Consider the following 22,377-nt stretch of genomic DNA (forward strand, 5'->3'; position numbering starts at 1 on the left):
TTTACTTTCTAAGTAGTGAGAAATGTCCTTTTCTGTTAATTTTATTTCCGTTTCTATCGGTTAATTCAATATTGAACCAGTAGTCGTTTGAAGGCAATACTTTCCCGTTGTATAAACCATTCCAACCTTGTCCGTCAATAGCGATTTCAGTAATAGGATTTCCATATCTATCAAAAATATGAATGCTGCTTTGAGGATAGAAAGTTGTGCTAGCACCTTTTACAGTCCAAATATCATTTACTCCGTCATTATTAGGAGTGAAGTACTTTGGAAATTCAAGTACCGACACGTCTAATTCAGCGACTCCACAATCGTTTTTATCTCTGACTAAAATAGTATACACACCACCGCTTAAATTCTCAAACATCGGAGTGTCTTGAAAATCTCTGATAATGTTATTGCTTTCATCTTGTAAAGCAAATTCATAATCGCCAATACCTAAATTGTTATTGCTATTATCAATTGTAATAGAGTTATTAGTAGAATCATCTACAATGGTAGCATCATCTTCAGTTAATGTAGCTATGATAGATTCGTTGACAATAATTCTTCTAGTTCTTGTACAGTTGGTAGTCGTGTTAATTGCTGTTACTTCATATGTTCCACCTTGTGTAATGTCTAAAGTTTCGCTAGTAGAAGAAGTATCAATAACACCATTACGTCTCCACTCGTAAGAATATGTTCCATCCGGCATTTCTGCTTCAATAAAAGAAGGGCTATTTAAACATACAATCTGAGGAGAAGTAACTTCAAATTCTGGAAGCGGTAAAACTCTAATAAAGAACTCACCCAAACCAGTACAATCATTATTGATTCTATTGACGATTTTCACAAATATAGTTTGCTGTGTCGTTGCAGGAATATTGGTGTTTCTGTAATTAGCAGGATCAGGAATTTGATTAATCACGGCATCTCTGTCAGCTTCAGTTTCAAAGAATAATACATCTAAATCGTCTCTAATAGCAGGGTCAAATAATAGTTTAATATCATCAATAGCAGGACTGATATCGAAATTAGCAATTCCATCACTATCATCGTTATTGATAGTATCATTTCCATCAGCATCTAAGAAATCATCACAAGTGGTAAATTCTTCATTATAAGCTACATCACCAGCAAAAGAAATGGTAATGTCCAACCTAGAGATTCTAAAACATCCTTCACTAGAAATAGTTCTTACCCAAACCGAATCACCATCAGAAGCAGAATGAGAAAAAGGATCAGCAATTTGCGCGGTATCCGCATTGGCATCGGCTTGTGTTAGATAGTATTGGAAAGTTTCGTTAGTATGATTATTAGAAATAGAAATTTCCGCCTGTGTCAAGTTGATGTTTGTTGTAAGATCGCTATCCGTATCACATTGATTAATCTGTGCTGGATTGTTCGCAATTACAGGAAGTGGATTGATAATTAATCGAAAAGGCATAAAAGTTGTTCCAGGATCGGAAGTGACAAAACAATTGGTATTAGCTACATTTTCGATTCTTACAAAAATGGTTTGCTCATTAATAGATGCATTTCTGTAAGGATTATCTTTATCAATTACATCAGTAACATTGTCTGTTTGTGCGCCCGACAAAGTTGTATGATAAGAAACATTAAATAGAGCAGGATCCAATCCGCCTAATACTTCACTGTCTTTAGTTGATAAAATGAAATCATTAAAAAATCCATCTGTATCACCTCCATTAGCAACATCATCACAAACGATATAATCGGAAGCTGTTTGTCCCACTGGATTATCAAAGTTTAAAACTCTAAAAGAACCATCAGTAAAACAGTGATTAGCTGTTCTATTTCTTTTTCTAACATAAATTACTTCATCATCACTGGGACTAACATATGCTGCAGGGTTGGTTATCTGATTGAAAAAATTTGAATCACTGAAAAACAAGACTTCAAAATCGGCGGGATTTTGACCATCAAGTGCTTCGTTTGTTCGAACTGTCAGATCAAAGGTGTTACTTTCACAATTAGATAAGTCTGAAATAGGAGGAACCGCAGTTGATGGTTCGGAAAACTCTAAAACAATGTCATCACTATCGGTACAACCAGCATCATTAATTTCGCAGGTGTATGTTCCGTTTCCTAAATTTGCTAAATAACTTTGGCTAGTTTCCCCAACTATTTCCACCCCATCTTTATACCATTTATATGAAGTAGCTGTAACATTTGCTGTTAATAAAGTACTATCTCCGCATACTGAATTATCTCCTGCGATAGTTAAATCTTCTCCTAAGTTTAGTCCTAAATTAAAACTTCCTTTTTCTAAAAAAACAGCGGTGTCAAAAACCTGATCTCCAAAATCAGCAACAACTAATTTTATATGATATGTTACGTTTGGAATAACATCAGCCTGAGCTGTCAATACTACTGTTCTTCCTGCAAAACCTGTTTCTGTGACATCGGTTCCTGCAAATAAGCTCTCGTTTTGAGCAGCACACTGAACTCCACCTGAACCATCTGGTATTTCAGCATGTACATTAGTCACACTAACTGGAGTTGTAGTTCCAGGTACCACAGCAATATTAGTATAGTTTGTCTCTGTACTTTGTCTTAGTAAGAACGCAAAACTATCCGCGAAACTACAAGGGAAGGTTCCCTGGTACTCCTGAGAAGCCATTAAATATCGAAAGCTAATTCTAGTAGATTTAGGAACGAAGTCAAACTCAATCACCGCCGCATCTGTTACTTGGCTGATTGGAACTCCTAATGTGTTCGCAAGATCTGCATCATTATTCCCTGTTGTAGCTGTACTTAAAGTTCCTCCTCCAGCATTGGCTTGAATATTTGTAGCAATTCCTGAAGATAATACAATTCCTTCTTCAAAAGGAAAGGAACTACCAGCTTGACGTTTAAAAAAACCATAATTTTTAAACGGTTGTTCTGTAGGTGTACCACTTACTTCAGAAGTAACATTTGATACCGTGTTACAAGAACCTGTAATTAAAACGTCAGAAATTAATTGTTCAGGACTAAAACTAGATTCAGTTTGAGTGTTATCATTTACATCTACTTGAGCATTTATACTTAAAACACTAATGAAAAATATAAATAAAAGAGTAGCTTTTAGATTGTTCATATAATTGATTAAAAAAGGCTGACAATTTACTAAAAAAAACGTCAAAAATGACGTTGTTCTTAGTATTAACAACTTGAAATAAAACAATTAAATATAGAAAAACCCTACCTGTAAAACTGTGTTTTTTCCGTGTTAAATGTATATTATAATTTTTTATAAATCTCTTTTCTTTAATAAGCGATAAGAAAGGTATATGAAAATAGCAGTCCAAACTAAGACAATGATGACATCAGTGACATGCACGGAATAATCAGCAACGAATTCCTCACCAATTTGTTTCGCAACAGATTTTACGGCTCCAAGACGGGTAAAAGGTTCTTTTATAAGGTTTGCCATTGCTTCTAAAGGAAAGAATTGCATTATTTTGGCAACTTCAGCTCCAGCAGCCATTTTTAAATCTCTAAATGTCCAGTAAAGATAACCTTTGAACATACTCTCTATGATAAGCCATACAATCATAGCTGCAACAGCAAACGCAGATCTTTTGATTAAAATTCCTAAAAATAAACCGAAAGAAAAGAAGCCTACAAGTTTGATAAAAAATGCAAGAAAATACTCTAGGTCAGATAGGATAATTGAAAACTCATTGAAATCCGAATAAATTAGACCTAAAATAAGAGATACAACAAAAACAAACAAAGTTGAAACAGCAGCGAATACAATAACAGTATAAAACTTTGATAAAATAAATTCTTTTTTACTTAAACCGTCTATAAGGTTTTGTTTCAGTGTTTTGTAGCTGTACTCGTTTGCCATCATGGAAACAATTACCAATAGCAAAAAGAACTTAAACATTGCAGCCATATATGTATTGAAGTGCCAGATGTAAGGGAAGTTAAAAATTCCCTGTTCAGCTAAATGAAATTTTATGGGTCCAATATCAAACTTGATTGCAGCAATTAAGGCAATTGATGTTAGTAAACCGAAATATATGATAGATAGAACTCTACTGGCTCTATTGTGTTTTAATTTGTGAAATTCAATATTTAAAAGACGTAACATAGGTGTGATTTTTTTGATTAGTTATTAGTTAAGTTCAAGAATTGTTCTTCTAAACTTGGTTTACGCATAACTAAATGGGAAACAATAATTCCTTTTTCGAATAAGTATTTGTTGATTTCAGATGCCGTAGTTTCATTCTCTAAACGAGCTACGATTAAATCATCTTCAACATTAACAGTTGCGATATCGTAGTAGTTTTTCAAGGTATTCACTAATAACTCTTGATCACCATCTGTTTTTACTTCAATAATTCCATTCGAAGCAACCATGTTTTCAACTCTACCACTGTAAAGTTTTAACCCATTTCTAATTACAACCACATGTGAACAAACTTTTTCAACTTCATCTAGAAGATGCGAAGCCAATAATATTGTTGTTCCATTTTTAGCAATTTCTTTAATTATTTGTCTGATTTCATGAATACCTTGAGGGTCTAGACCATTTGTTGGTTCATCTAATATTAAAATCTCTGGATTGTTTAGTAGTGCAGAGGCAATTGCAAGACGTTGTTTCATTCCTAATGAATAAGTTTTAAACTTGCTGTGTCTTCTTTCGTAAAGGTTAACCGTTTTTAGTTTTTCTTCGATATTAGCATGAGGTACACCTTTAATTTTACATATAAGTTCAAGGTTTTGAACAGCTGTCATGTAAGGATAAAAGTTTGGGCGTTCAATAATAGCTCCAACTCTTTTTAATGCGTTATGAGTAGACATTGTTCCGCCGAACCATGAAAATTCTCCTGAAGTTTTGTTTACAACATTTAAGATAATTCCTAAAGTTGTAGACTTTCCACTTCCGTTAGGTCCTAAAATTCCGTAAACATTTCCTTTTTCAATATCAAATGATAGGTTTTTTACTGCGTGAACACGACCATATTTTTTGTCGAGGTTCTTAATAGATAAGATGGTATCCAATAGTATAAAGTTTTGTCAGTTTTCTATTCGACGAACAAGATACCAAAATGTTACGAAATTTTTATGATGTACTTTTCTTTAACCTGGAGGAAGTGGTTTAATAATTATCTAAATCTAAACTATCTAGGTCTTCAAAGTCGTCGAAAATATCTTCGTTTTCGTCGTTAAAATCACCCAAAATATCATCTGATTCAAAGACTTTATCAGGAGCTTTACTAGGAATTTCTCCGACGCTAAGTATTGTTTTTGTCTCCGTGATTACTTCGTCCGAAGCTTCAATTAATTCAATGTAAAAAGTCCACATTTGTAGAAAATCATATACATAAATTAATTTATCATTCTTGTTCACTAGAATATCTTTTGTGAAACAAGTTGACATGGATAACTCTTCTCCTGCTTCCGCCATGTTGAATAAAGGAATTTCCAAACCTTGATTCCATTCGTTATCACTTTTATAAAATGAGGCCATTTCACTTCCGTCAAATCCAAAGGCTTTCGAAATATCAAAATGTAATTTTTCTAAAGATAAGTTTTCATTGAACGTAATTGTTCTTATCACATCTTCATCAACATCTAAAATAGCTCTAACTTTGTACATTTCTTAATTTTTAATAGACTACAAAAATACGTATTTTTACTCCTGGTTTTAGATTTTGAACATTTTATTCATAAATGAAAAAAGAGGAGATTTTAAAGAAACTTAATTCATACAATTCCAATACCTTAATGGAAACCTTAGAAATTGAGTTTGTCGATATAGGTGAGGATTACATTACGGCAAAAATGCCGGTTACTTCAAAGGTTTACCAACCTTATGGTATTTTGCATGGAGGTGCAACAGCGGCACTAGCAGAAACTGTAGGTAGTTTGGCATCGGCTTACTTTTTGAAGTCCGAGGATAAAATTGTAAAAGGAATTGAATTAAGTATTAATCATCTAAAAAGTAAGAAAGACGGTTTTGTTTATGGAACTGCTAGACCAGTCCACAAAGGAAGAACCACACACTTATGGGAAGTAAAGGTGGTTGATGAGGAGAATAACCTTATTTCTATTTGTAAACTAACGAACATTATTTTAGATAAAAAATAACCACTGGTGTTTAAAAAAATCCTGAGAATTATTTTAACTACGCTCTTTATATTGATAATTGGATTGTATATAGTTTTTGCATTATTTACAACTCCAAAATCGGATCAAAAAATATTGGAAGCATACGAGGATAGCGCTATAAAACCAGTATTGACGAGAGAAAAATTTAAAGACTTTTCATATCGTAAAATCACTATTCAAAAAGATACGTTAATGCCAACGTTAGTCTTTGTTCATGGAACAATTGGTTCATTGAATGATTTTTCAAGATACATGGCAGATAGCTTGCTTCAAAACAAGTTTAATATGATTTCTTACGACAGGATTGGTTATAACTATAAAGATAAAAACCCAGTTCAAGAGAGTATTGCTTTTGAGAGAGATATGTTACTCGATATTATTAAGCAACTTAATAATCAGAAAGTTATTTTGGTTGGGTATTCTTATGGTGGACCAATTGCGCTTTCCGTTAAGAAAAAAGTTAAGAAAATTTTGTTGCTAGCACCAGCAGTTCATAGTGAAGTTGAACCCATGCCTTGGATGTTAAATTTCTATAAATGGAAAGCTACCAGATGGCTCGTTCCATCTGTTTGGAAAGAGGCCTCTAAGGAAAAACTATCTCATCGTGAGGATTTGAAAAAATTTGAGAGTACTTGGAATGAAACCCCTAATAATGTTGTTAGTATTCATGGAACAAGTGATTGGATAGTACCATATGCAAACTCTAAAATGTTAGAAGAGCAATTCAATTCTGAGCAATTTACTTTGGTCGATTTGGAAAAAGGAAATCATGGTTTGGTTTGGTCGAATTTTGATTTTATAAAAAAACAATTATTAAAACACGCGGATTGAAGATTTTTAATAGAGTAGAGAACGCACTAACTGAAAAGTTACCATTTGTAATATACAAAAAACCGAATTCAGATTTTTTACAAGGCTTTTTTCAAAAGGATAAAGAGGTTAATTATAGTAATAATTTGGATAATGATTCTGGATTCGTTTTTGCGCCTTTTAATGATGAGAAGTCTCCAATTCTATTTTCAGGAGCTAATTCAGTTGTAGAAAAGGAAAGGATAAACATAGAAGTTAATTTTCCTCTTGATAAAATTTCGGAAAATAATTCTCAAAAAGATTTTCATGTTCATTTAGTTCAAAAAGGAGTAGAAGCAATCCAAAACAATGGTTTTCGTAAAGTTGTTTTGTCAAGAAAGGAAGAGGTAATATTGAGTTCAGGTCTAAATGAATTTGAAGTTTTTTCAAGATTGCTTAAAAAATATCCTACTGCTTTCGTTTATTTCTGGTATCATCCGAAAGTAGGTAAATGGATGGGGGCAACTCCTGAAACATTAATTTCCATAAAAGGAAAAGAATTTAAAACAATGTCTTTGGCGGGAACTCAAGTTTATCAAGAGGGGTTAGATCCGAATTGGAGTACTAAAGAAATTGAAGAACAGTACATTGTTACAGATTATATAAGTGAAAAACTCCAACCTATTTGTCAAGAGCTTCGAATTGCTGATTTAGAAACAATTAAAATTGGAAATTTATTGCATTTGAGGACTTTAGTGAAAGGGAAAGTGCGTGGAAATATTTCTCGATTAATTAAGGAGTTACATCCAACACCTGCAGTTTGCGGCTTGCCAAAACACTCGGCAAAAGAGTTTATTATGAATGAAGAGGGATATGATCGGGAATTTTACACTGGTTTTCTTGGAGAATTAAATTTAGATGAGAATTCACAAGTTTCTAATCTATATGTAAATCTTAGATGTATGAAATTAACTTCGGCGAATGCTGTAAATGTTTATGTTGGAGGAGGAATTACATCCGATAGTAACCCAGAGAAAGAATGGTTAGAGACTGTTGCGAAATCTGCAGCAATGAAAAGTGTATTGTAGAAAAGAAAAACCACTCAAAAGTTGTTAAACAACTTAATAAGTGGCTTTTGCTTTGTGTAAATTGAATTTGAATTAAACTTGTTATATGTCGTCAAATGAAACGTCAGTAAAGCTTTCAGTAGTTTGCTCTACAAATCCGTTTTCATCATGTTTTTTAAAGTCTTTCTGATGACGTTCGCTAATAACTTCGCTTCCTTTTTTATCGATAATATAGTCCGTAGCCTTATTTAACATTTCTTTGAAATCGCTAAAGTCTTCTTTATAAAGATAAATTTTATGCTTTTGATAATGGAATGATCCATCGTCGTGTGTGAATTTTTTGCTCTCAGTTACAGTTAAGTAATAATCGTCAGCTTTCGTAGCTCTTACGTCAAAAAAATAGGTTCTTCTTCCAGCTCTTAATACTTGTGAAAAGATTTCTTCTTGTTCTACTCTCTCGCTCATAATTCGAAGTCTTAAAAATCGTAGTTTATTTCGTTTTTACGTAAACAAATCTAACAAAATATTTTACTTGTACACATAAAACTCTAAATTTCTTTTTCTAGGAGTTGTTGCTCGTATAGGTTTTTATAAGTTCCTTCTTTTGTTATTAGTTGATTGTGAGTTCCTTGTTCAATAATTTTACCGTCTTCTAATATGATAATCTTATCTGCATTTTTTGCAGAAGAAACTCGATGGCTAATTATAAACGTTGTTTTGTTTTTAGAAACTCTTTCGAGATTAGAGAGAATTTTTTCTTCTGTCTCTGTATCCACGGCAGATAAACAATCGTCAAAAATTAGAATTTTAGGGTCTTTGATAATCGCTCGTGCAATCGAGGTTCTTTGTTTTTGTCCACCAGATAATGTAACACCTCTTTCTCCCAAAATGGTTTTATATCCATTCGTGAAATTGATAATGTTATCGTGAATTACTGCATTTTTTGCGGCCGTTATTATTTCTTCTTCTGTAGCGTCTTCTTTACCGAATTTAATATTGTTTTCTATGGTATCGGAAAACAAAAACGGATCTTGAGGAACAAAACCAATTTGATCTCTTACATCATCTAAATGAAATTCTTTGATAGGTTTATCATCAATTAAAACTGTTCCTTCAGTTGCATCGTACATCCTGGCAATCATATTGACAATCGATGATTTTCCACAACCAGTTTTACCCATTATAGCTAGAGTTTCTCCTTCATTTACAGTGAAACTGATATTCTTTAAAGCAGTTATATTCGTGTCATCATAGGTTAAAGATACGTTTTCAAAAGTTACTTTTCCTTTAATGTTGGTTCTCTCAGAAGCGGTGTTTCTTATTTCAGGAACTTGCTCTAAAAATTCATTTATTCTTGTTTGTGAAGCTTCAGCTTGTTGTATTATAGAAGTAACCCAACCCACAATAGCAACTGGCCAAGTTAAAATGTTTACATATAAAATGAATTCGGCGATTACTCCAATTTGTATTTCTCCCGCGATATATTGCTTTCCTCCTATATATAAGACTAGGATGTTACTAATTCCGATTAATAAAATCATAAGAGGAAAAAATAAAGCCTGAACTTTAGATAGTTCAATATTTTTCTCTTTTGCCTCATCAGCTAATTGATTGAAGTTTGCAAAAACAGCATTTTCAATAGCGTATGATTTTACAACATTTATACCTGAGAAGAATTCTTGATTAAAGGTTGTTAGTTTAGATAAATATTGTTGTACAATAGTTGTTTTCTTGTTGATTTCCTTGCTTAACAAAAAGATAGAAATAGACAGAACAGGAAAAGGAATTAAGGTGTATAGAGTAAGTTTGTAATCTGTATTTAACATTTTGGTAAATCCAATTGCAAAAAGCACAATCATATTTAATGAGTACATAATAGCAGGTCCAAAATACATGCGTACCTTAGATACATCTTCTGATATACGATTCATTAAATCTCCGGTTCTATTCTTATTGTAAAAATTAACAGAAAGATTTTGATATTGCTGGTAAATCTCATTTTTTAAGTCAAATTCTATAAGTCTAGAAACAACAATAATTGTTTGACGCATTAAAAAAGTAAAAAAACCAGCGAGTAGGGTTACACCTATAATTATTAAAATGTTGATAAGTAATTCATGTTTTACAGCAGCAATATCTGTTACTTTTCCTTTTGCATAATCCTCTACAATATTCAAAGAGTTTTTTATAATCTCTGGAATCTTTAAAGCGAGTAATTTAGATAAAATTGTGATAATGATACCTATAAACAATCTCCATTTGTATTTGATAAAATATTTGTTAAGATATTGTAATGCTTTCAATTTTTTAATGATATTAAAAGAAATATGTTAATATGATAAAATTCTAACAAGGTTGTTATAGTATTCTTAATTTCAGGTTGCCATATTGCTTTGTAATTATGAAATTCATATTTTTGTTACCTATAAATTTGAAGAATGATAATTTTCTTCATTTAAAACAAACACTATATGATGTCTGAAATTATTGATACTAAAGACCTTAAAAACGATCCTGTTTTTGGGCAACTATCTTTCGATGGTCACGAGCAAATTGTTTTTTGCAATGACGAAGATACAGGATTAAAAGCAATTATTGGTATCCACAATACAACTTTAGGACCTGCTTTAGGAGGAACTAGAATGTGGCAGTACAAAACAGAGTGGGAGGCATTAAATGATGTTTTACGTTTATCTCGTGGAATGACTTACAAATCAGCTATTACTGGTTTAAACCTTGGAGGAGGTAAAGCAGTAATTATTGGTGATGCAAAAACACAAAAGAACGACGCTTTAATGAGAAAGTTTGGTGAATTTGTTAATTCATTAAGTGGAAAATACATTACAGCCGAAGACGTGGGTATGGAAACTCGCGATATGGATATTATTAGAGAGGTTACTCCTCATGTAACTGGAGTTTCAGAAGCTATTGGAGGATCTGGAAATCCGTCGCCTGTTACTGCTTATGGAGTATATATGGGGATGAAAGCTGCTGCCAAATATAAATTTGGAACTGATAAGTTAGAAGGTAAGAAAGTATTAGTTCAAGGAGTTGGTCATGTTGGTGAAACTTTAGTAAAGCATATCACAGATGAAGGAGCTCAGGTTATCTTAAATGACATTAATGAGGCTCGTTTAGAGGAGTTAAGCAAAAAATACAATGCAAACGTAGTATTAGGAAATGATATTTACGGATTAGATATTGATATTTATGCTCCATGTGCTTTAGGTGCAACTGTAAACGATGAAAGTATTTCTCAGTTAAAGGCATCAGTAATTGCTGGAGCTGCTAACAATCAATTAGCAAATGAAGTAAGACATGGTAAAATGTTAAGAGAAAAAGGAATCGCGTATGCGCCTGATTTCTTAATTAATGCTGGAGGAATAATAAATGTTTATGCAGAGGTTGTAGGATACGATAAAGCTGAGAGTTTAAAAAGAACTGAGAATATCTACAATACAACATTAGAAATTTTCGAATTAGCAGAAAAGGAAAATATTACGACGCATCGAGCAGCATTTAATATTGCTCAAAGAAGAATTGATGATCGTAAAAAAGAGCAAAATAGCTAGACAAAACCAATAAATATTTTATTTTTGCGGGGCGATAGAAACATTTTCTATCGCCCTTTTTAAAGTTCCTCATTTAATGATTAATAGAAGACATATTCGTTTAAAAGTAATGCAGTCTGTTTATGCAATGCAACAGGCTAATACTTCAGACTTAGTGAAAGAAGAAAAGTTTTTGAAGTTCAGCATTCAAAAAATGCATGATTTATACGTCTTAAATCTCCAACTTTTAGTTGAAGTTCAAAAACTAGCAGCTAAAAAATTAGCGCTTTCAAAAAAGAAAATCTTAGCAACAAAAGAAGATTTAAATCCAAATACGAAGTTTGTTGATAACAGATTACTGAATCAAATAAAGGATAGTGTAAGCCTTGAGGGTTATTTAGAGTTAAATAAATTAAATAACTGGGAGCTTGAAGAAGAATATGTGAAAATTATTTGGGAAAACCTAAGTACAAGTAATTTATATAAAGATTATATGGATTCTGTTGAGGATTCTTATCATGAAGATCGCATTTTTGTGGTAAATTTCTTCAAAGAAATTATTGCTCCAAATGAGAAGTTAGCAGATTATTTTGAAGACACAATGATTTCATGGGTTGATGATATTCCTTTCGTGAATACTTGGGTGGTGAAAACGTTAAATAAGCAAAAGAAGGACAATCCTTTTGTTTTAGGTCAGTTATATAAAGATGATCAGGATAAAAAGTTTGTTTCAAACTTGTTTAACAAAGTGATGTTAAATCATCATAAGTATGAAGAAGATATTAAAGAGAAAACTCCTAATTGGGAAGCAGATAGAATAGCAGATATTGATATGATTTTAATCAAGATGGCAATTACTGAGTTCCTTCATTTCTCTTCTATTCCAAGTAGGGTAACTATAAATGAATATATAGAATTGGCCAAAGATTACTCAACCAATAAAAGTGGTTACTTTATTAATGGAGTTTTAGATAAGATTGCTAAAGACTACACGGAGAGTAATAAGATGGTCAAAATAGGAAGAGGTTTATTATAAAAAAATAAATATTTTTGTTAAGTCTAAAAACTAAATAATAATGAAAAAAATAGTAGGAATTTTAGTACTAGCAGTTGCATTTAGCTCAGTAATTTCTTGTAAAAAAGGAAATGCTGCTGCAAAAGTAAAACAAGAAAATGTAACGCAAGCTAATCAAAGAGATAAAGAAATAAGTCAAGGAGCACCAGAAATCGCTTTCGATAAAGAAGTGTATGATTTTGGTACTGTAGAAGAAGGTTTTGTAGTTGAAACTTCTTTCAAAGTAACAAATACAGGGAAATCTGATTTAGTTATTACAGATGCTAAAGCTACATGTGGATGTACAGTGCCAACATGGCCAAAAGATCCTATCAAGCCAGGAGCGACTGCCGAAATTCAGGTGAAGTTCAATACCGCTGGTAAACCAAATAAGCAAAGTAAAACCGTAACTTTAACTACTAATACTTCTAAAGGACAAGAGCAAGTTAAAGTAACAGGAATGGTAACTCCAAAAAGTAAGGCTTAATGTTAGAGATGATATTATTACAAGCAGATGCCGGTGGATTAATGCAAATGTTACCATTTGTTGCGATGTTAGGAGTTTTATACTTTTTTATGATAAGACCACAAATGGCACGTCAGAAAAAAGAAAAACAGTTTAGATCAGAAATTAAAAAAGGAGCTAAAGTTGTTACAACAAGCGGAATTCACGGTAGAATAGCAGAAATTAACGATAACAATAATACTGTGGTTATTGAAACTGGAGCAGGAAAAATTAGATTCGAGAGAGCTGCGATTTCTATGGAACTTACACAGAAACAAACAGAAAAATAAACGTTATTTTTTAAATAGTTAAAGTGAGCTTTTGCTCACTTTTTTGTTTTTAATTAGATTGCAATAAAATAGATTTTTGAATACTTTAAAAAACATACCTAAAATTTTCCTAAGTTTTTTAGCTACTTCATTTTTGATGTGGTTCTTAATCAACCTTTCAAAAGAGTATAAAACAGAAATCGTTTTTAATGTAACGTATGAAAATTTACCGCAAGAAAAAGTATTTCGAGAAGAACCTGTAAATCAAATTAAATTGTTAATCAAAGGAAATGGGTTTAAACTTTTTTCTACAAATTTGTTTAGTAAAAACGTAGTAGTCTCCTTGGATAAGTACAAAAGAAAAAAAAGAAAGTATTACCTTCTTACGGAAGAGCAAAAACCTTTGCTTCAAGAGCAATTAAAGTCAGGTCTTGAATTACTTGATATTGTACAAGATACAATTCATTTGAATTTAGGAACTTTTAGAACTAAAAAGGTACCAATAAAATTTACAAATGCAATTAAATTCAAACCAGGTTATGGTTTGTCTGATGTAAAGATTCAGCCAGATAGTGTTCTAATTTCAGGTCCACAAGATGAGATAGAATTAATTACAAGTATTACCACAAAAAATGTGAACCTTGAGGAAGTTTCTGAGGATGTTAAAATTAAAATAGAGCTGGATTTATCTTCAGGTTTTGAAAATATAAAATTAAGTGACAACAGTGTTGAAGCTCAAATTTTTACTGATAAATATACAGAAGGAACTTTTGAATTACCTGTGACCATAATTAATAAACCAGCAGAATTAGATTTTAAAATTTATCCGAAAAAAGTAACCGTAACGTATAAAGTTGGGTTAAAAAATTACAGTAAAATTACGGAAGAATCATTTGAAGTAATTTGTGATTATAAGTCTTCCGAGGAAAAAGGATTGACTTATTTGGTTCCAACTTTCAAGAAGAAATCAAATCTTGTTTCATCGGTTAGAATTACTCCTCAAAAAATTGATTTCTTAATTCAAAAATAAAAAACGCAATGCTAGTAGGATTAACAGGAGGTATTGGAAGTGGAAAAACAACAGTTGCTAAGATGCTTGCAGAATTTGAGAATGTTGTTGTTTATTTCGCAGATGATGAAGCCAAGAAATTGATGAATACTTCAAAAGAAATAAAAGAAAAATTGATTGAAGAGTTCTCCGAGGAGGTATATAAAAATAACCTTTTAAATCGACCTTTTTTGGCAAGCATTGTTTTTAATAATAAAAGTAAGCTAAGTTTATTAAATTCAATAGTTCACCCTGTTGTTCATAAGCATTTGCAAGATTTTTTAAAAAAGCATAATGACAAACATTATGTGCTTTATGAAAACGCGATTCTTTTTGAAAATGGAAGTAGCGAACTATGTGATAAAATAATAACGGTTACTGCTCCCGAGGAAGTAAGAATTCAAAGAGTAATTGAAAGAGATAATTCAAGCTATGAACAGGTTAAAAGTAGAATGAATAATCAATGGAGTGAAGAGAAAAAAACAATTCAATCTCATTATCTAATTCATAATCTGAGCATTACGCATGTTCAGGATCAAATAAAAAATATTCATAATAAATTAACAAAAAGTTAGTCTTCGGTTATTGATATTTTAACACAAATCTTAAATTTTTCTTAAAAACACATTATCTTTGTTAATCTAAGTTAAAAGAATTTCACCCTTTGGCTTAATAAAGTACATTTGAATAATGGGAAGGAGAATTTTTATTCTGATTGTAATTTTAATGAGTATTTCGTTGATCGGAATCATAGCTGTTCAGCTTTATTGGGTTAAGGATGCCGTTAAAAGTAAACAGCTAGAATTTGAAACAAATGTCACAATTGCTCTTGCTAAAACTTCTGAAAGAATTAAAAAGAGAGAATATGATGAGTTTGTGGATAAACATAGGTCGTTCTTTGAAAACAATAAAGCCAGAACTAATGCTGAATTAAAGAATTATTTATTTCAACAAATTGATACTGTTAGTAAACAGAAATTCACTTTTGGAGCTACTATTTTGGAAGAAAATTTCAAAATCCCTGTTGATTTTGTAGGAAATGATACCGTAATATTTAAACGTTTTACTGGGAAAGAAGATTTTTTATACACGAAAACTTTTGGAGCAGAAGACAGTAAGTTTAAAACATTTACAGATGAAAATAAATTTTCAAGGTATATGACCTATCCAAGCTGGGAAAAAGAACAGTTTGAATATTTGTTTAGTCAAAACAAAAAGTTCACACCAATTCATAAAAGAATTAGTAGTAGAGAGTTAAATAATACGTTGAAAGACGAGTTGGCTAAAATGAATATTCGTCAAAAGTTCAAATTTGGTGTCTATGAAGGAGGGTTGGCCACACCTATTAAATCAGGATATTTCAAGATAGATGAAAGTAATAATTATTTCTATCCATTATTTGAAGATGATAATGGAAATAGTAATTATAAACTGTACGTTTCATTTCCAGATGAGAAGAAAAGCCTTTTGTCGGGAATGATTAAAGCGTTATTGCTTTCGCTTTTATTTATTGGAATAATTATTGCGGCTTTCTCAACTTCATTATATCAATTAATACGTCAGAAAAAGATATCAGAAATTAAAACTGATTTCATCAATAACATGACGCACGAATTCAAAACACCAATAGCAACTATTAATTTAGCTTTGGACGCGATAAAAAATCCGAAGATTATTGGTGATGAAGATAAGGTAAGGCGTTATGTTCAAATGATAAGAGATGAAAATAAGCGAATGCATGGGCAGGTAGAAAATGTACTTAGAATCTCTAAATTGGAAAAGAATCAAATTGATATAACGAAAGAGGCGGTTGAGGCACATGATATTATTGAGGAGGCGATTGACCATGTTAGTCTATTAGTTTCAGATAAAAAAGGAACGATCGATTTTCAGTTTAATGCCATCGCATCAGAAGTTCTAGGAAATAAGTTTCATCTAACGAATGTTGTTGTTAATATTTTAGAAAATGCGATCAAATATTCAGATGAAGCACCAAAAATTAATGTGTTTACAGAAAGCACAAATAAATTCTTCATTTTTAAAGTAAAAGATGAAGGAATAGGAATGAGCAAAAATGCTCAAAAATATGTTTTCGATAAATTTTATAGAGAACATAAAGGAAATATTCACAATGTTAAAGGTCATGGACTTGGTTTGGCATATGTGAAGGAAATTGTAGACAATCATCACGGAACCGTTTATGTAGAGAGTGAAAAAGGGAAAGGGAGTACGTTTACAGTAAAATTACCATTAATATAAATTTGAAGGGTACATAAAATGGGAACAAGAAAAATTCTATTAGTAGAAGACGATCCAAATTTTGGAACGGTCTTAAAAGATTATTTAGCATTAAATGATTACAACGTAACACATGCTAAAGACGGTATTGAAGGTTTAATTATGTTTAAAAATTCAGAGTATGATCTTTGTATTTTAGATGTAATGATGCCTAGAAAGGATGGTTTTTCTTTAGCAGAAGATATTAGGTCTACAAACAAAGAAGTGCCAATTATTTTCTTAACAGCAAAAACTTTAAAAGAAGATGTTTTAAAAGGATATCAGGTAGGAGCAGACGACTACTTAAATAAACCATTTGATTCTGAAGTTTTATTGCACAAGATTAAAGCTATTTTACAACGTAAAGAAACTGAGAAATCAAAAGATGATGACCAGTTCGAGTTTACAATAGGAAAGTTTGCTTTCAATTCTAAATTAAGACACCTTTCTTTCAATGGAGACGAGCCCCAAAAATTATCTCCAAAAGAAAGTAAGTTGTTAAGAATGTTAGCTATTCACAAAAATGACTTAATGCCAAGAGAACTTGCGTTAACTAAGATATGGAGAGATGATAACTACTTTACATCTAGAAGTATGGATGTGTATATAGCCAAGCTTAGAAAGTACTTAAAATTAGACGAGTCTGTTGAAATTTTAAATATTCACGGTGAAGGTTTTAGATTAATCGATAACGAAGCTTAATACAACTACTTGAAAATATTAGAAACTTCCAGCATTTTTGTTGGAAGTTTTTTATTTTTATAGATAAGTAAAATAGTATGGCACAGTTTATAAAGTTATATAATGAAAATCCAAATCCAAGGGAGATAGAAAAGGTTGTGAAAGTTTTACAATCAGGAGGTTTGGTGATTTACCCAACAGATACAGTTTACGGATTAGGATGCGATATAACAAATACTAAAGCATTAGAAAAGATTGCTAAAATCAAAGGAATTAAACTTGAAAAAGCTAATTTTTCGTTTGTATGTAATGATTTAAGTCATTTATCCGATTACGTAAAACAAATAGAGACTCCGGTTTATAAAATCTTAAGAAGAGCTTTGCCAGGACCATATACTTTTATTTTGCCCGGAAGCACTAATCTTCCCAAGGCTTTTAAAAAAAGAAAAACTGTAGGTATTCGTATACCAGATAATAATATAGCAAGAACAATTGTCGAACATTTAGGTAATCCAATAGTTTCTACTTCTATTCATGATGAAGATGAAGTTATAGAGTATACCACGGATCCCGAGCTTATTTTTGAAAAATGGCAAAACATTGTTGATATTGTTATTGATGGTGGTTATGGCGATAATCTGGCGTCTACAGTAATCGATTTAACTCAGGATGAGCCAGAAGTTCTTAGAGAAGGTAAAGGGAGTTTAGATGTTATTTAATCTGTTTTTTAAGTTTCCAAATGATAGTGGTCCGATTTATCAGGAAACCATAGAAGGTAGATTGCCTGTCGAGCCATTTAATACCTTCAGTAACTTGATTTTCATCCTAATCCTGATTTATTTTGGAAGAAAAATATACAAAAATCCAAAGCAACACTCTTTTTTTCTTTTCGCAATTCCAGTAATATTTATTAGTTGGATTGGAGGAACAATGTTTCATGGTACCAGAAGCCATGAGTTTTGGTTGGTTTTAGATTGGTTACCAATAATGATCGTTTGTCTCGGAGGAATTGTTTATTTCATTGGTAAGATAGAGAAGGTTTGGTGGAAAAGAGTTTTACTTTTTGCCGTAATTTTAGCATTGTCTGTTATTCCGAGAATGCTACCAATTCCAAATACATATCGCATTTCATTTGGTTATTTTATTACTTCGTTAACCGTTGTTGGTCCGTTTGTTTGGTATGCTTATAAAACACAATGGAAAAATGCCAAATTCATTTTATATGGATTCCTAATTTTTGCTTTGGCAGTTACTTTTAGAACCTTAGATAATTTAGTTGTGAAAGGTAGTTTAGACCCTATTTTACCAATGGGAACTCACTGGTTGTGGCATACTTTCGGTGGGGTAGCAGTTTTTTTTCTCCTGAGTTATATTTACATGGACAATGAAAGAGCCCTGAAAGAATAAAAGAGAATTTATGAGATTGTTTAAGTTTTAGGAATTGTAGCCAGTTGATTCTTATTGTAAATCTTTAAACTTTGTTCTTCCTAAAACAAAATGTTGCCAAACTACTGAAGTATGAATGCTGTAATGCGATTTTCGTTGAATTTGTCTTCTCTTTTTTATGAATTTCCTTAAGTTTTTATAAAAACTTAAATGTGCTTTTAAGATAGACCAAGTATGAATAGGTCTCAATTCTAGCATGAATTTTAATCCAGCAACACCATCTAGAACAAGACGCACAAATAGTACCTGAAAGAAATTTTTTCTAGGGACATTCTTTAGAATTGTTAATAAACTATTTCTAAAGTTTAAAAATGTTTTTCTCGGGTTTGATTCCTGTAAAGTAGCTCCTCCAACATGAAAAACAGTCGAGGTTCCTACGTATTTCACATCAAAACCTTCATTTTGAGCTCTCCAACATAGATCAATTTCTTCTTGATGAGCAAAATAATCTTCATCGAAACCACCTAGTTTATGAAATACATTACTTCTAATAAAAAAGCAAGCACCCGAAGCCCAGAAAATCTCTGAAATATCATTAAACTGTCCGTTATCTTTTTCTAGGTAGTTGAAAACTCTTCCTCTACAATATGGATAACCAAAATAGTCTACAAATCCACCACCAGCTCCTGCATATTCAAACTTTTCTTTGTTTTTATAATCTAAAAGTTTTGGTTGAATTATCGCCGTATTTTCCTCTTGTTCGAAGACTCCAATAACTGGTGATAGCCAATTTTTCGTTACTTCAATGTCCGAGTTAATTAGACAATAAATATTGGCTTTAATATGTTGTAAAGCGTCGTTGTATCCTTTAGCATATCCGCCATTTTCTGAATTCACAACAATCTTTACTGATGGAAAGTTGTTTTTTACAAATTCAATAGAGTTATCTGAAGAAGCATTATCCGCAACATAAATATCTGTATCTCCTTCATTGTTTCTCACAATCGAAGGAAGAAACTGTTCTAGTAATTGCTTACCATTCCAATTTAATATGACTACGGCGGTTTTCAAGTTCGCAAACTTACGCTATTAATCTGACTTTAAAATGTAAAGAAGTATTAAATTTTATACGATGGAATTTCTTTAAGAAAGATATAATTTTCGTTGGTTACATCTAGTTGACAATGATAATGCTCAATACCGTTAGTAACGACTAAGTAATTCGCATTTAGTTTTAAATTGTAACGAGCAATTTGATCAAAAGTATCTTGAGTAATTTTTACATTGGGAGCCTTACATTCCACAATGATATCAGGAGTTCCATTAGAATTAAACACTAAAATATCACTTCGCTTTTTTAAATTATTTATGGTGAACTGTTTTTCAAGTGCTATTAATGAAATAGGATATCCTTTTTCTTTTAATAAATAATGAACATAATGTTGTCGAACCCATTCTTCTGGAGTCAGCACAATATATTTTTTTCGAATTTCATCAAAAATTAGATAGTGTTTTTCGCTATTTTTGATTTTTAAAGGATATGAAGGTAAATTCAGTTTTTCCATCAATCAAAAGTAACAATCTTTTAAATACACTTCTAAAAAATTAATGAACGACGTTAAGCTAATTGTTGATGACATAAAACAAGGTAAACTAAAACCTATTTATTTTTTAATGGGCGAAGAGCCGTATTATATTGATAAAATTTCTGATTTCATCGAGAATTCTGTGTTAGATGAGTCGGAAAGAGGCTTTAATCAGATTGTTATGTATGGAAGAGATGTATCTGTTGAGGAAATTGTTTCTTCGGCAAAACGATTTCCAATGATGGCAGAACATCAGGTAATAATTGTAAAAGAAGCACAAGATTTAGCACGAACGATTGATAAATTAGAAACGTATGCTACAAATCCGCAGCCGTCAACAGTTTTAGTTTTTAATTATAAGTATAAGAAATTAGACAAACGAAAAAAGGTTTTTAAGGCTATTTCAAAAAGTGGCTTAATTTTCGAAAGTAAAAAGCTGTATGAAAATCAAGTTGGTGATTGGATTGTTAAGGTTTTAAGAGGGAAAAAGTTTTCAATAGAGCCAAAAGCTAGTCAAATGCTGGTCGAGTTTTTAGGAACGGATTTAAGTAAAATTAGTAACGAACTTGATAAGTTAACTTCTGTTTTATCTGAAGGAACGATTATTTCTCCAAACCATATTGAAGAGAATATTGGTATATCGAAAGACTTTAATAATTTTGAATTGCGTAAAGCAGTTGGAAATAAAGATGTTGTTAAGGCCAACAGAATTATAAATTATTTTAGTCAAAACCCAAAGAACAATCCATTAGTTATGACTATTTCGTTGCTTAATAGTTTCTTTACACAATTGTTAATGTATCATGGGTTGAAAGATAAGTCGAAAGCTTCTGTTGCTAGAGCTTTAGGAGTGAATCCATACTTTGTAGATGATTATGTAAGTGCTGCTAGAAATTATCCCATGAGAAAAGTTTCCCAAGTTATTGGGATTTTGAGAGATGCAGATGTTAAGAGTAAAGGAGTTGGAGCAAATCAATCTCAAGCAGATATTCTAAAAGAATTAATATTTAAGATTTTACATTAGTAGTAGAATCAAATTCAATTTTTCTTTTCAATTTAGTTACACAATATTTAATGCTGGTGTATTTGGTTTTTTTATAACTTTATAAAAACTAAATCTAACTGCCATGCCAAAAATTAATGTATCTAAAAGCATTTCAATTAATGCCCCACAACAAAAAATAAAAGAGTTTTTAGCCAATTTCCATAACTGGAAAAACTGGTCGCCTTGGTTAATTTGTGAGCCAGAAGCTACAATTAACTATGCGGATGATGGTAAATATTACAAATGGGAAGGGAGTAGAGTAGGTAGTGGAGAAATGAAAGTTACCGGTGAAAATGATGAGAGAGTTGATTACGATTTGACTTTTTTGAAACCTTGGAAATCGAAAGCTAAAGTGGTTTTTAATTTTAAGGAAGAAGGAGAAACCACAAAGGTGAACTGGACAATGGATAGTTCGTTACCGTTTTTTATGTTCTGGATGAAAAAAGCAATGGAGATTTACGTTGGAATGGATTATGATAGAGGCCTAAAAATGCTAAAAGAAGAATTGGAATTAGGAAAAATTAATAGCCAATTAGAATTTGTTGGAGATAACAATTTTGAAGGCTGTAACTTTATAGGAATCAAAACAACTACACCTTTTTCTAAAATAGGAGAGGCAATGGAGAAAGATTTTAATGCTTTACATGAGTTTATCGGAAACAATAATATTGAGGTAACTGGTTTACCATTTTCAGAATACAAAAAATTTGATTTAGTGAAAGATAAGGTGGTATATGTTTCTGGTTTTCCTGTAGATAAGAAACCTGAAAATCTACCTGATAGTTTTTTCTTTGGCTCATTGCCAAAATTAAAAATGAATACTGTTCGTCATAAAGGAACCTATGACCACTTAGGAAATGCTTGGACAGCAGTTATGATGATGGAGAGAAATAAAGAATTCAAAAAGAATAAAAAAGCCTCTCCTATGGAGATTTATTTGAATGATCCAGCCACAACTGCTCCAGAGGAATTAATTACAGATATCAGTATGCCAATTCTTTAAAAGGGTTG

Annotated in this window: 23 protein-coding genes; 15 read left to right on the forward strand and 8 right to left on the reverse strand. The window is 31.6% G+C overall.

Annotation, left to right across the window (positions count from 1 at the left end):
* Nucleotide 1 precedes the first annotated feature (1 nt).
* The 4 genes from ACOSP6_RS10425 to ACOSP6_RS10440 all read right to left on the reverse strand — a co-directional run bounded on the left by ACOSP6_RS10425 (nucleotide 2) and on the right by ACOSP6_RS10440 (nucleotide 5,596).
* A complete protein-coding gene (locus tag ACOSP6_RS10425; protein WP_422095718.1) occupies nucleotides 2-3,082 on the reverse strand; it encodes a choice-of-anchor L domain-containing protein in 3,081 nt (1,026 codons plus the stop codon).
* Between the two features lie 153 nt (nucleotides 3,083-3,235).
* Complete coding sequence (locus ACOSP6_RS10430) at nucleotides 3,236-4,084, reverse strand: ABC transporter permease (RefSeq protein ID WP_422093479.1); 849 nt, start codon at nucleotides 4,082-4,084, stop codon at nucleotides 3,236-3,238.
* A 17-nt stretch (nucleotides 4,085-4,101) separates the two neighbouring features.
* On the reverse strand, nucleotides 4,102-4,998 hold the full coding sequence (locus ACOSP6_RS10435; RefSeq protein WP_422093478.1) for an ATP-binding cassette domain-containing protein: 897 nt from the start codon (nucleotides 4,996-4,998) through the stop codon (nucleotides 4,102-4,104).
* A 97-nt stretch (nucleotides 4,999-5,095) separates the two neighbouring features.
* Nucleotides 5,096-5,596, reverse strand: a complete 501-nt coding sequence (locus ACOSP6_RS10440; protein ID WP_422093477.1) for an IS1096 element passenger TnpR family protein — start codon at nucleotides 5,594-5,596, stop codon at nucleotides 5,096-5,098.
* Nucleotides 5,597-5,670: 74 nt separating this feature from the next.
* On the opposite strand from ACOSP6_RS10440, the gene ACOSP6_RS10445 reads away from it, so the two are divergent.
* Genes ACOSP6_RS10445 through ACOSP6_RS10455 form a run of 3 tightly spaced genes read left to right on the forward strand, consistent with a single transcriptional unit; the run spans nucleotide 5,671 to nucleotide 7,985 of the window.
* Complete coding sequence (locus ACOSP6_RS10445; protein ID WP_422093476.1) at nucleotides 5,671-6,087, forward strand: PaaI family thioesterase; 417 nt, start codon at nucleotides 5,671-5,673, stop codon at nucleotides 6,085-6,087.
* A 6-nt stretch (nucleotides 6,088-6,093) separates the two neighbouring features.
* Nucleotides 6,094-6,939, forward strand: coding sequence for an alpha/beta fold hydrolase (locus tag ACOSP6_RS10450; protein WP_422093475.1), 846 nt, complete (start codon nucleotides 6,094-6,096; stop codon nucleotides 6,937-6,939).
* Complete coding sequence (locus ACOSP6_RS10455) at nucleotides 6,936-7,985, forward strand: chorismate-binding protein (protein WP_422093474.1); 1,050 nt, start codon at nucleotides 6,936-6,938, stop codon at nucleotides 7,983-7,985. Before ACOSP6_RS10450 ends, ACOSP6_RS10455 begins: the two co-directional genes overlap by 4 nt.
* Before the next feature lie 81 nt (nucleotides 7,986-8,066).
* Here ACOSP6_RS10455 and ACOSP6_RS10460 read toward each other — a convergent pair whose 3' ends face one another.
* Both ACOSP6_RS10460 and ACOSP6_RS10465 read right to left on the reverse strand, forming a co-directional pair.
* Nucleotides 8,067-8,429 (reverse strand): PUR family DNA/RNA-binding protein, encoded by a 363-nt coding sequence (locus ACOSP6_RS10460; RefSeq protein WP_422093473.1) that lies wholly within the window; start codon nucleotides 8,427-8,429, stop codon nucleotides 8,067-8,069.
* An 83-nt stretch (nucleotides 8,430-8,512) separates the two neighbouring features.
* Nucleotides 8,513-10,267, reverse strand: a complete 1,755-nt coding sequence (locus ACOSP6_RS10465; RefSeq protein WP_422093472.1) for an ABC transporter ATP-binding protein — start codon at nucleotides 10,265-10,267, stop codon at nucleotides 8,513-8,515.
* Nucleotides 10,268-10,435: 168 nt separating this feature from the next.
* Here ACOSP6_RS10465 and ACOSP6_RS10470 point away from each other — a divergent pair, with 168 nt between their 5' ends.
* From ACOSP6_RS10470 to ACOSP6_RS10515, 10 genes are all read left to right on the forward strand, one after another.
* Nucleotides 10,436-11,536 (forward strand): Glu/Leu/Phe/Val family dehydrogenase, encoded by a 1,101-nt coding sequence (locus ACOSP6_RS10470; protein WP_422093471.1) that lies wholly within the window; start codon nucleotides 10,436-10,438, stop codon nucleotides 11,534-11,536.
* 76 nt (nucleotides 11,537-11,612) lie between these two features.
* Nucleotides 11,613-12,551, forward strand: coding sequence for a transcription antitermination factor NusB (nusB, locus tag ACOSP6_RS10475; RefSeq protein ID WP_422093470.1), 939 nt, complete (start codon nucleotides 11,613-11,615; stop codon nucleotides 12,549-12,551).
* Between the two features lie 40 nt (nucleotides 12,552-12,591).
* Nucleotides 12,592-13,056: a DUF1573 domain-containing protein gene (locus ACOSP6_RS10480; protein ID WP_422093469.1), complete on the forward strand. Its 465-nt coding sequence runs from the start codon at nucleotides 12,592-12,594 to the stop codon at nucleotides 13,054-13,056.
* Nucleotides 13,056-13,364 (forward strand): preprotein translocase subunit YajC, encoded by a 309-nt coding sequence (gene yajC / locus ACOSP6_RS10485; RefSeq protein ID WP_422093468.1) that lies wholly within the window; start codon nucleotides 13,056-13,058, stop codon nucleotides 13,362-13,364. Before ACOSP6_RS10480 ends, yajC begins: the two co-directional genes overlap by 1 nt.
* A 76-nt stretch (nucleotides 13,365-13,440) precedes the next feature.
* Nucleotides 13,441-14,373 (forward strand): YbbR-like domain-containing protein, encoded by a 933-nt coding sequence (locus ACOSP6_RS10490; RefSeq protein ID WP_422093467.1) that lies wholly within the window; start codon nucleotides 13,441-13,443, stop codon nucleotides 14,371-14,373.
* 8 nt (nucleotides 14,374-14,381) lie between these two features.
* Nucleotides 14,382-14,966, forward strand: a complete 585-nt coding sequence (coaE, locus tag ACOSP6_RS10495; protein ID WP_422093466.1) for a dephospho-CoA kinase — start codon at nucleotides 14,382-14,384, stop codon at nucleotides 14,964-14,966.
* A 151-nt stretch (nucleotides 14,967-15,117) separates the two neighbouring features.
* Entirely contained in the window at nucleotides 15,118-16,650 is a 1,533-nt protein-coding gene (locus ACOSP6_RS10500; RefSeq protein WP_422095719.1) for a sensor histidine kinase, read from the forward strand.
* 18 nt (nucleotides 16,651-16,668) lie between these two features.
* Nucleotides 16,669-17,370: a response regulator transcription factor gene (locus ACOSP6_RS10505; RefSeq protein ID WP_422093464.1), complete on the forward strand. Its 702-nt coding sequence runs from the start codon at nucleotides 16,669-16,671 to the stop codon at nucleotides 17,368-17,370.
* Between the two features lie 77 nt (nucleotides 17,371-17,447).
* Nucleotides 17,448-18,068, forward strand: coding sequence for an L-threonylcarbamoyladenylate synthase (locus ACOSP6_RS10510; RefSeq protein ID WP_422093463.1), 621 nt, complete (start codon nucleotides 17,448-17,450; stop codon nucleotides 18,066-18,068).
* Nucleotides 18,058-18,756, forward strand: coding sequence for a ceramidase domain-containing protein (locus ACOSP6_RS10515; RefSeq protein WP_422093462.1), 699 nt, complete (start codon nucleotides 18,058-18,060; stop codon nucleotides 18,754-18,756). The genes ACOSP6_RS10510 and ACOSP6_RS10515 overlap by 11 nt, the downstream gene beginning before the upstream one ends.
* Nucleotides 18,757-18,807: 51 nt before the next feature.
* On the opposite strand, the gene ACOSP6_RS10520 is transcribed toward ACOSP6_RS10515, so the two are convergent.
* Nucleotides 18,808-19,806 (reverse strand): glycosyltransferase family 2 protein, encoded by a 999-nt coding sequence (locus ACOSP6_RS10520; protein ID WP_422093461.1) that lies wholly within the window; start codon nucleotides 19,804-19,806, stop codon nucleotides 18,808-18,810.
* 47 nt (nucleotides 19,807-19,853) lie between these two features.
* The gene (locus ACOSP6_RS10525) at nucleotides 19,854-20,300 is read right to left on the reverse strand and encodes a type I restriction enzyme HsdR N-terminal domain-containing protein (RefSeq protein WP_422093460.1); all 447 of its coding nucleotides are present in this window, start codon (nucleotides 20,298-20,300) and stop codon (nucleotides 19,854-19,856) included.
* Between the two features lie 43 nt (nucleotides 20,301-20,343).
* On the opposite strand from ACOSP6_RS10525, the gene holA reads away from it, so the two are divergent.
* Nucleotides 20,344-21,345, forward strand: a complete 1,002-nt coding sequence (gene holA / locus ACOSP6_RS10530; protein WP_422093459.1) for a DNA polymerase III subunit delta — start codon at nucleotides 20,344-20,346, stop codon at nucleotides 21,343-21,345.
* A gap of 103 nt (nucleotides 21,346-21,448) precedes the next feature.
* A complete protein-coding gene (locus tag ACOSP6_RS10535) occupies nucleotides 21,449-22,369 on the forward strand; it encodes an SRPBCC family protein (RefSeq protein WP_422093458.1) in 921 nt (306 codons plus the stop codon).
* Nucleotides 22,370-22,377: the final 8 nt, after the last annotated feature.

The organism is Tenacibaculum sp. MEBiC06402, assembly GCF_049239625.1.
Lineage (GTDB): Bacteria > Bacteroidota > Bacteroidia > Flavobacteriales > Flavobacteriaceae > Polaribacter.

Coding starts and splice junctions, on each gene's coding strand:
- ACOSP6_RS10425 (WP_422095718.1), bottom strand. CDS start 3,082: ATGAACAATCTAAAAGCTACTCTTTTATTTATATTTTTCATTAGTGTT.
- ACOSP6_RS10430 (WP_422093479.1), bottom strand. CDS start 4,084: ATGTTACGTCTTTTAAATATTGAATTTCACAAATTAAAACACAATAGA.
- ACOSP6_RS10440 (WP_422093477.1), bottom strand. CDS start 5,596: ATGTACAAAGTTAGAGCTATTTTAGATGTTGATGAAGATGTGATAAGA.
- ACOSP6_RS10445 (WP_422093476.1), top strand. CDS start 5,671: ATGAAAAAAGAGGAGATTTTAAAGAAACTTAATTCATACAATTCCAAT.
- ACOSP6_RS10460 (WP_422093473.1), bottom strand. CDS start 8,429: ATGAGCGAGAGAGTAGAACAAGAAGAAATCTTTTCACAAGTATTAAGA.
- ACOSP6_RS10470 (WP_422093471.1), top strand. CDS start 10,436: ATGATGTCTGAAATTATTGATACTAAAGACCTTAAAAACGATCCTGTT.
- nusB (WP_422093470.1), top strand. CDS start 11,613: ATGATTAATAGAAGACATATTCGTTTAAAAGTAATGCAGTCTGTTTAT.
- ACOSP6_RS10480 (WP_422093469.1), top strand. CDS start 12,592: ATGAAAAAAATAGTAGGAATTTTAGTACTAGCAGTTGCATTTAGCTCA.
- yajC (WP_422093468.1), top strand. CDS start 13,056: ATGTTAGAGATGATATTATTACAAGCAGATGCCGGTGGATTAATGCAA.
- coaE (WP_422093466.1), top strand. CDS start 14,382: ATGCTAGTAGGATTAACAGGAGGTATTGGAAGTGGAAAAACAACAGTT.
- ACOSP6_RS10500 (WP_422095719.1), top strand. CDS start 15,118: ATGAGTATTTCGTTGATCGGAATCATAGCTGTTCAGCTTTATTGGGTT.
- ACOSP6_RS10505 (WP_422093464.1), top strand. CDS start 16,669: ATGGGAACAAGAAAAATTCTATTAGTAGAAGACGATCCAAATTTTGGA.
- ACOSP6_RS10510 (WP_422093463.1), top strand. CDS start 17,448: ATGGCACAGTTTATAAAGTTATATAATGAAAATCCAAATCCAAGGGAG.
- ACOSP6_RS10515 (WP_422093462.1), top strand. CDS start 18,058: ATGTTATTTAATCTGTTTTTTAAGTTTCCAAATGATAGTGGTCCGATT.
- ACOSP6_RS10525 (WP_422093460.1), bottom strand. CDS start 20,300: ATGGAAAAACTGAATTTACCTTCATATCCTTTAAAAATCAAAAATAGC.
- holA (WP_422093459.1), top strand. CDS start 20,344: ATGAACGACGTTAAGCTAATTGTTGATGACATAAAACAAGGTAAACTA.
- ACOSP6_RS10535 (WP_422093458.1), top strand. CDS start 21,449: ATGCCAAAAATTAATGTATCTAAAAGCATTTCAATTAATGCCCCACAA.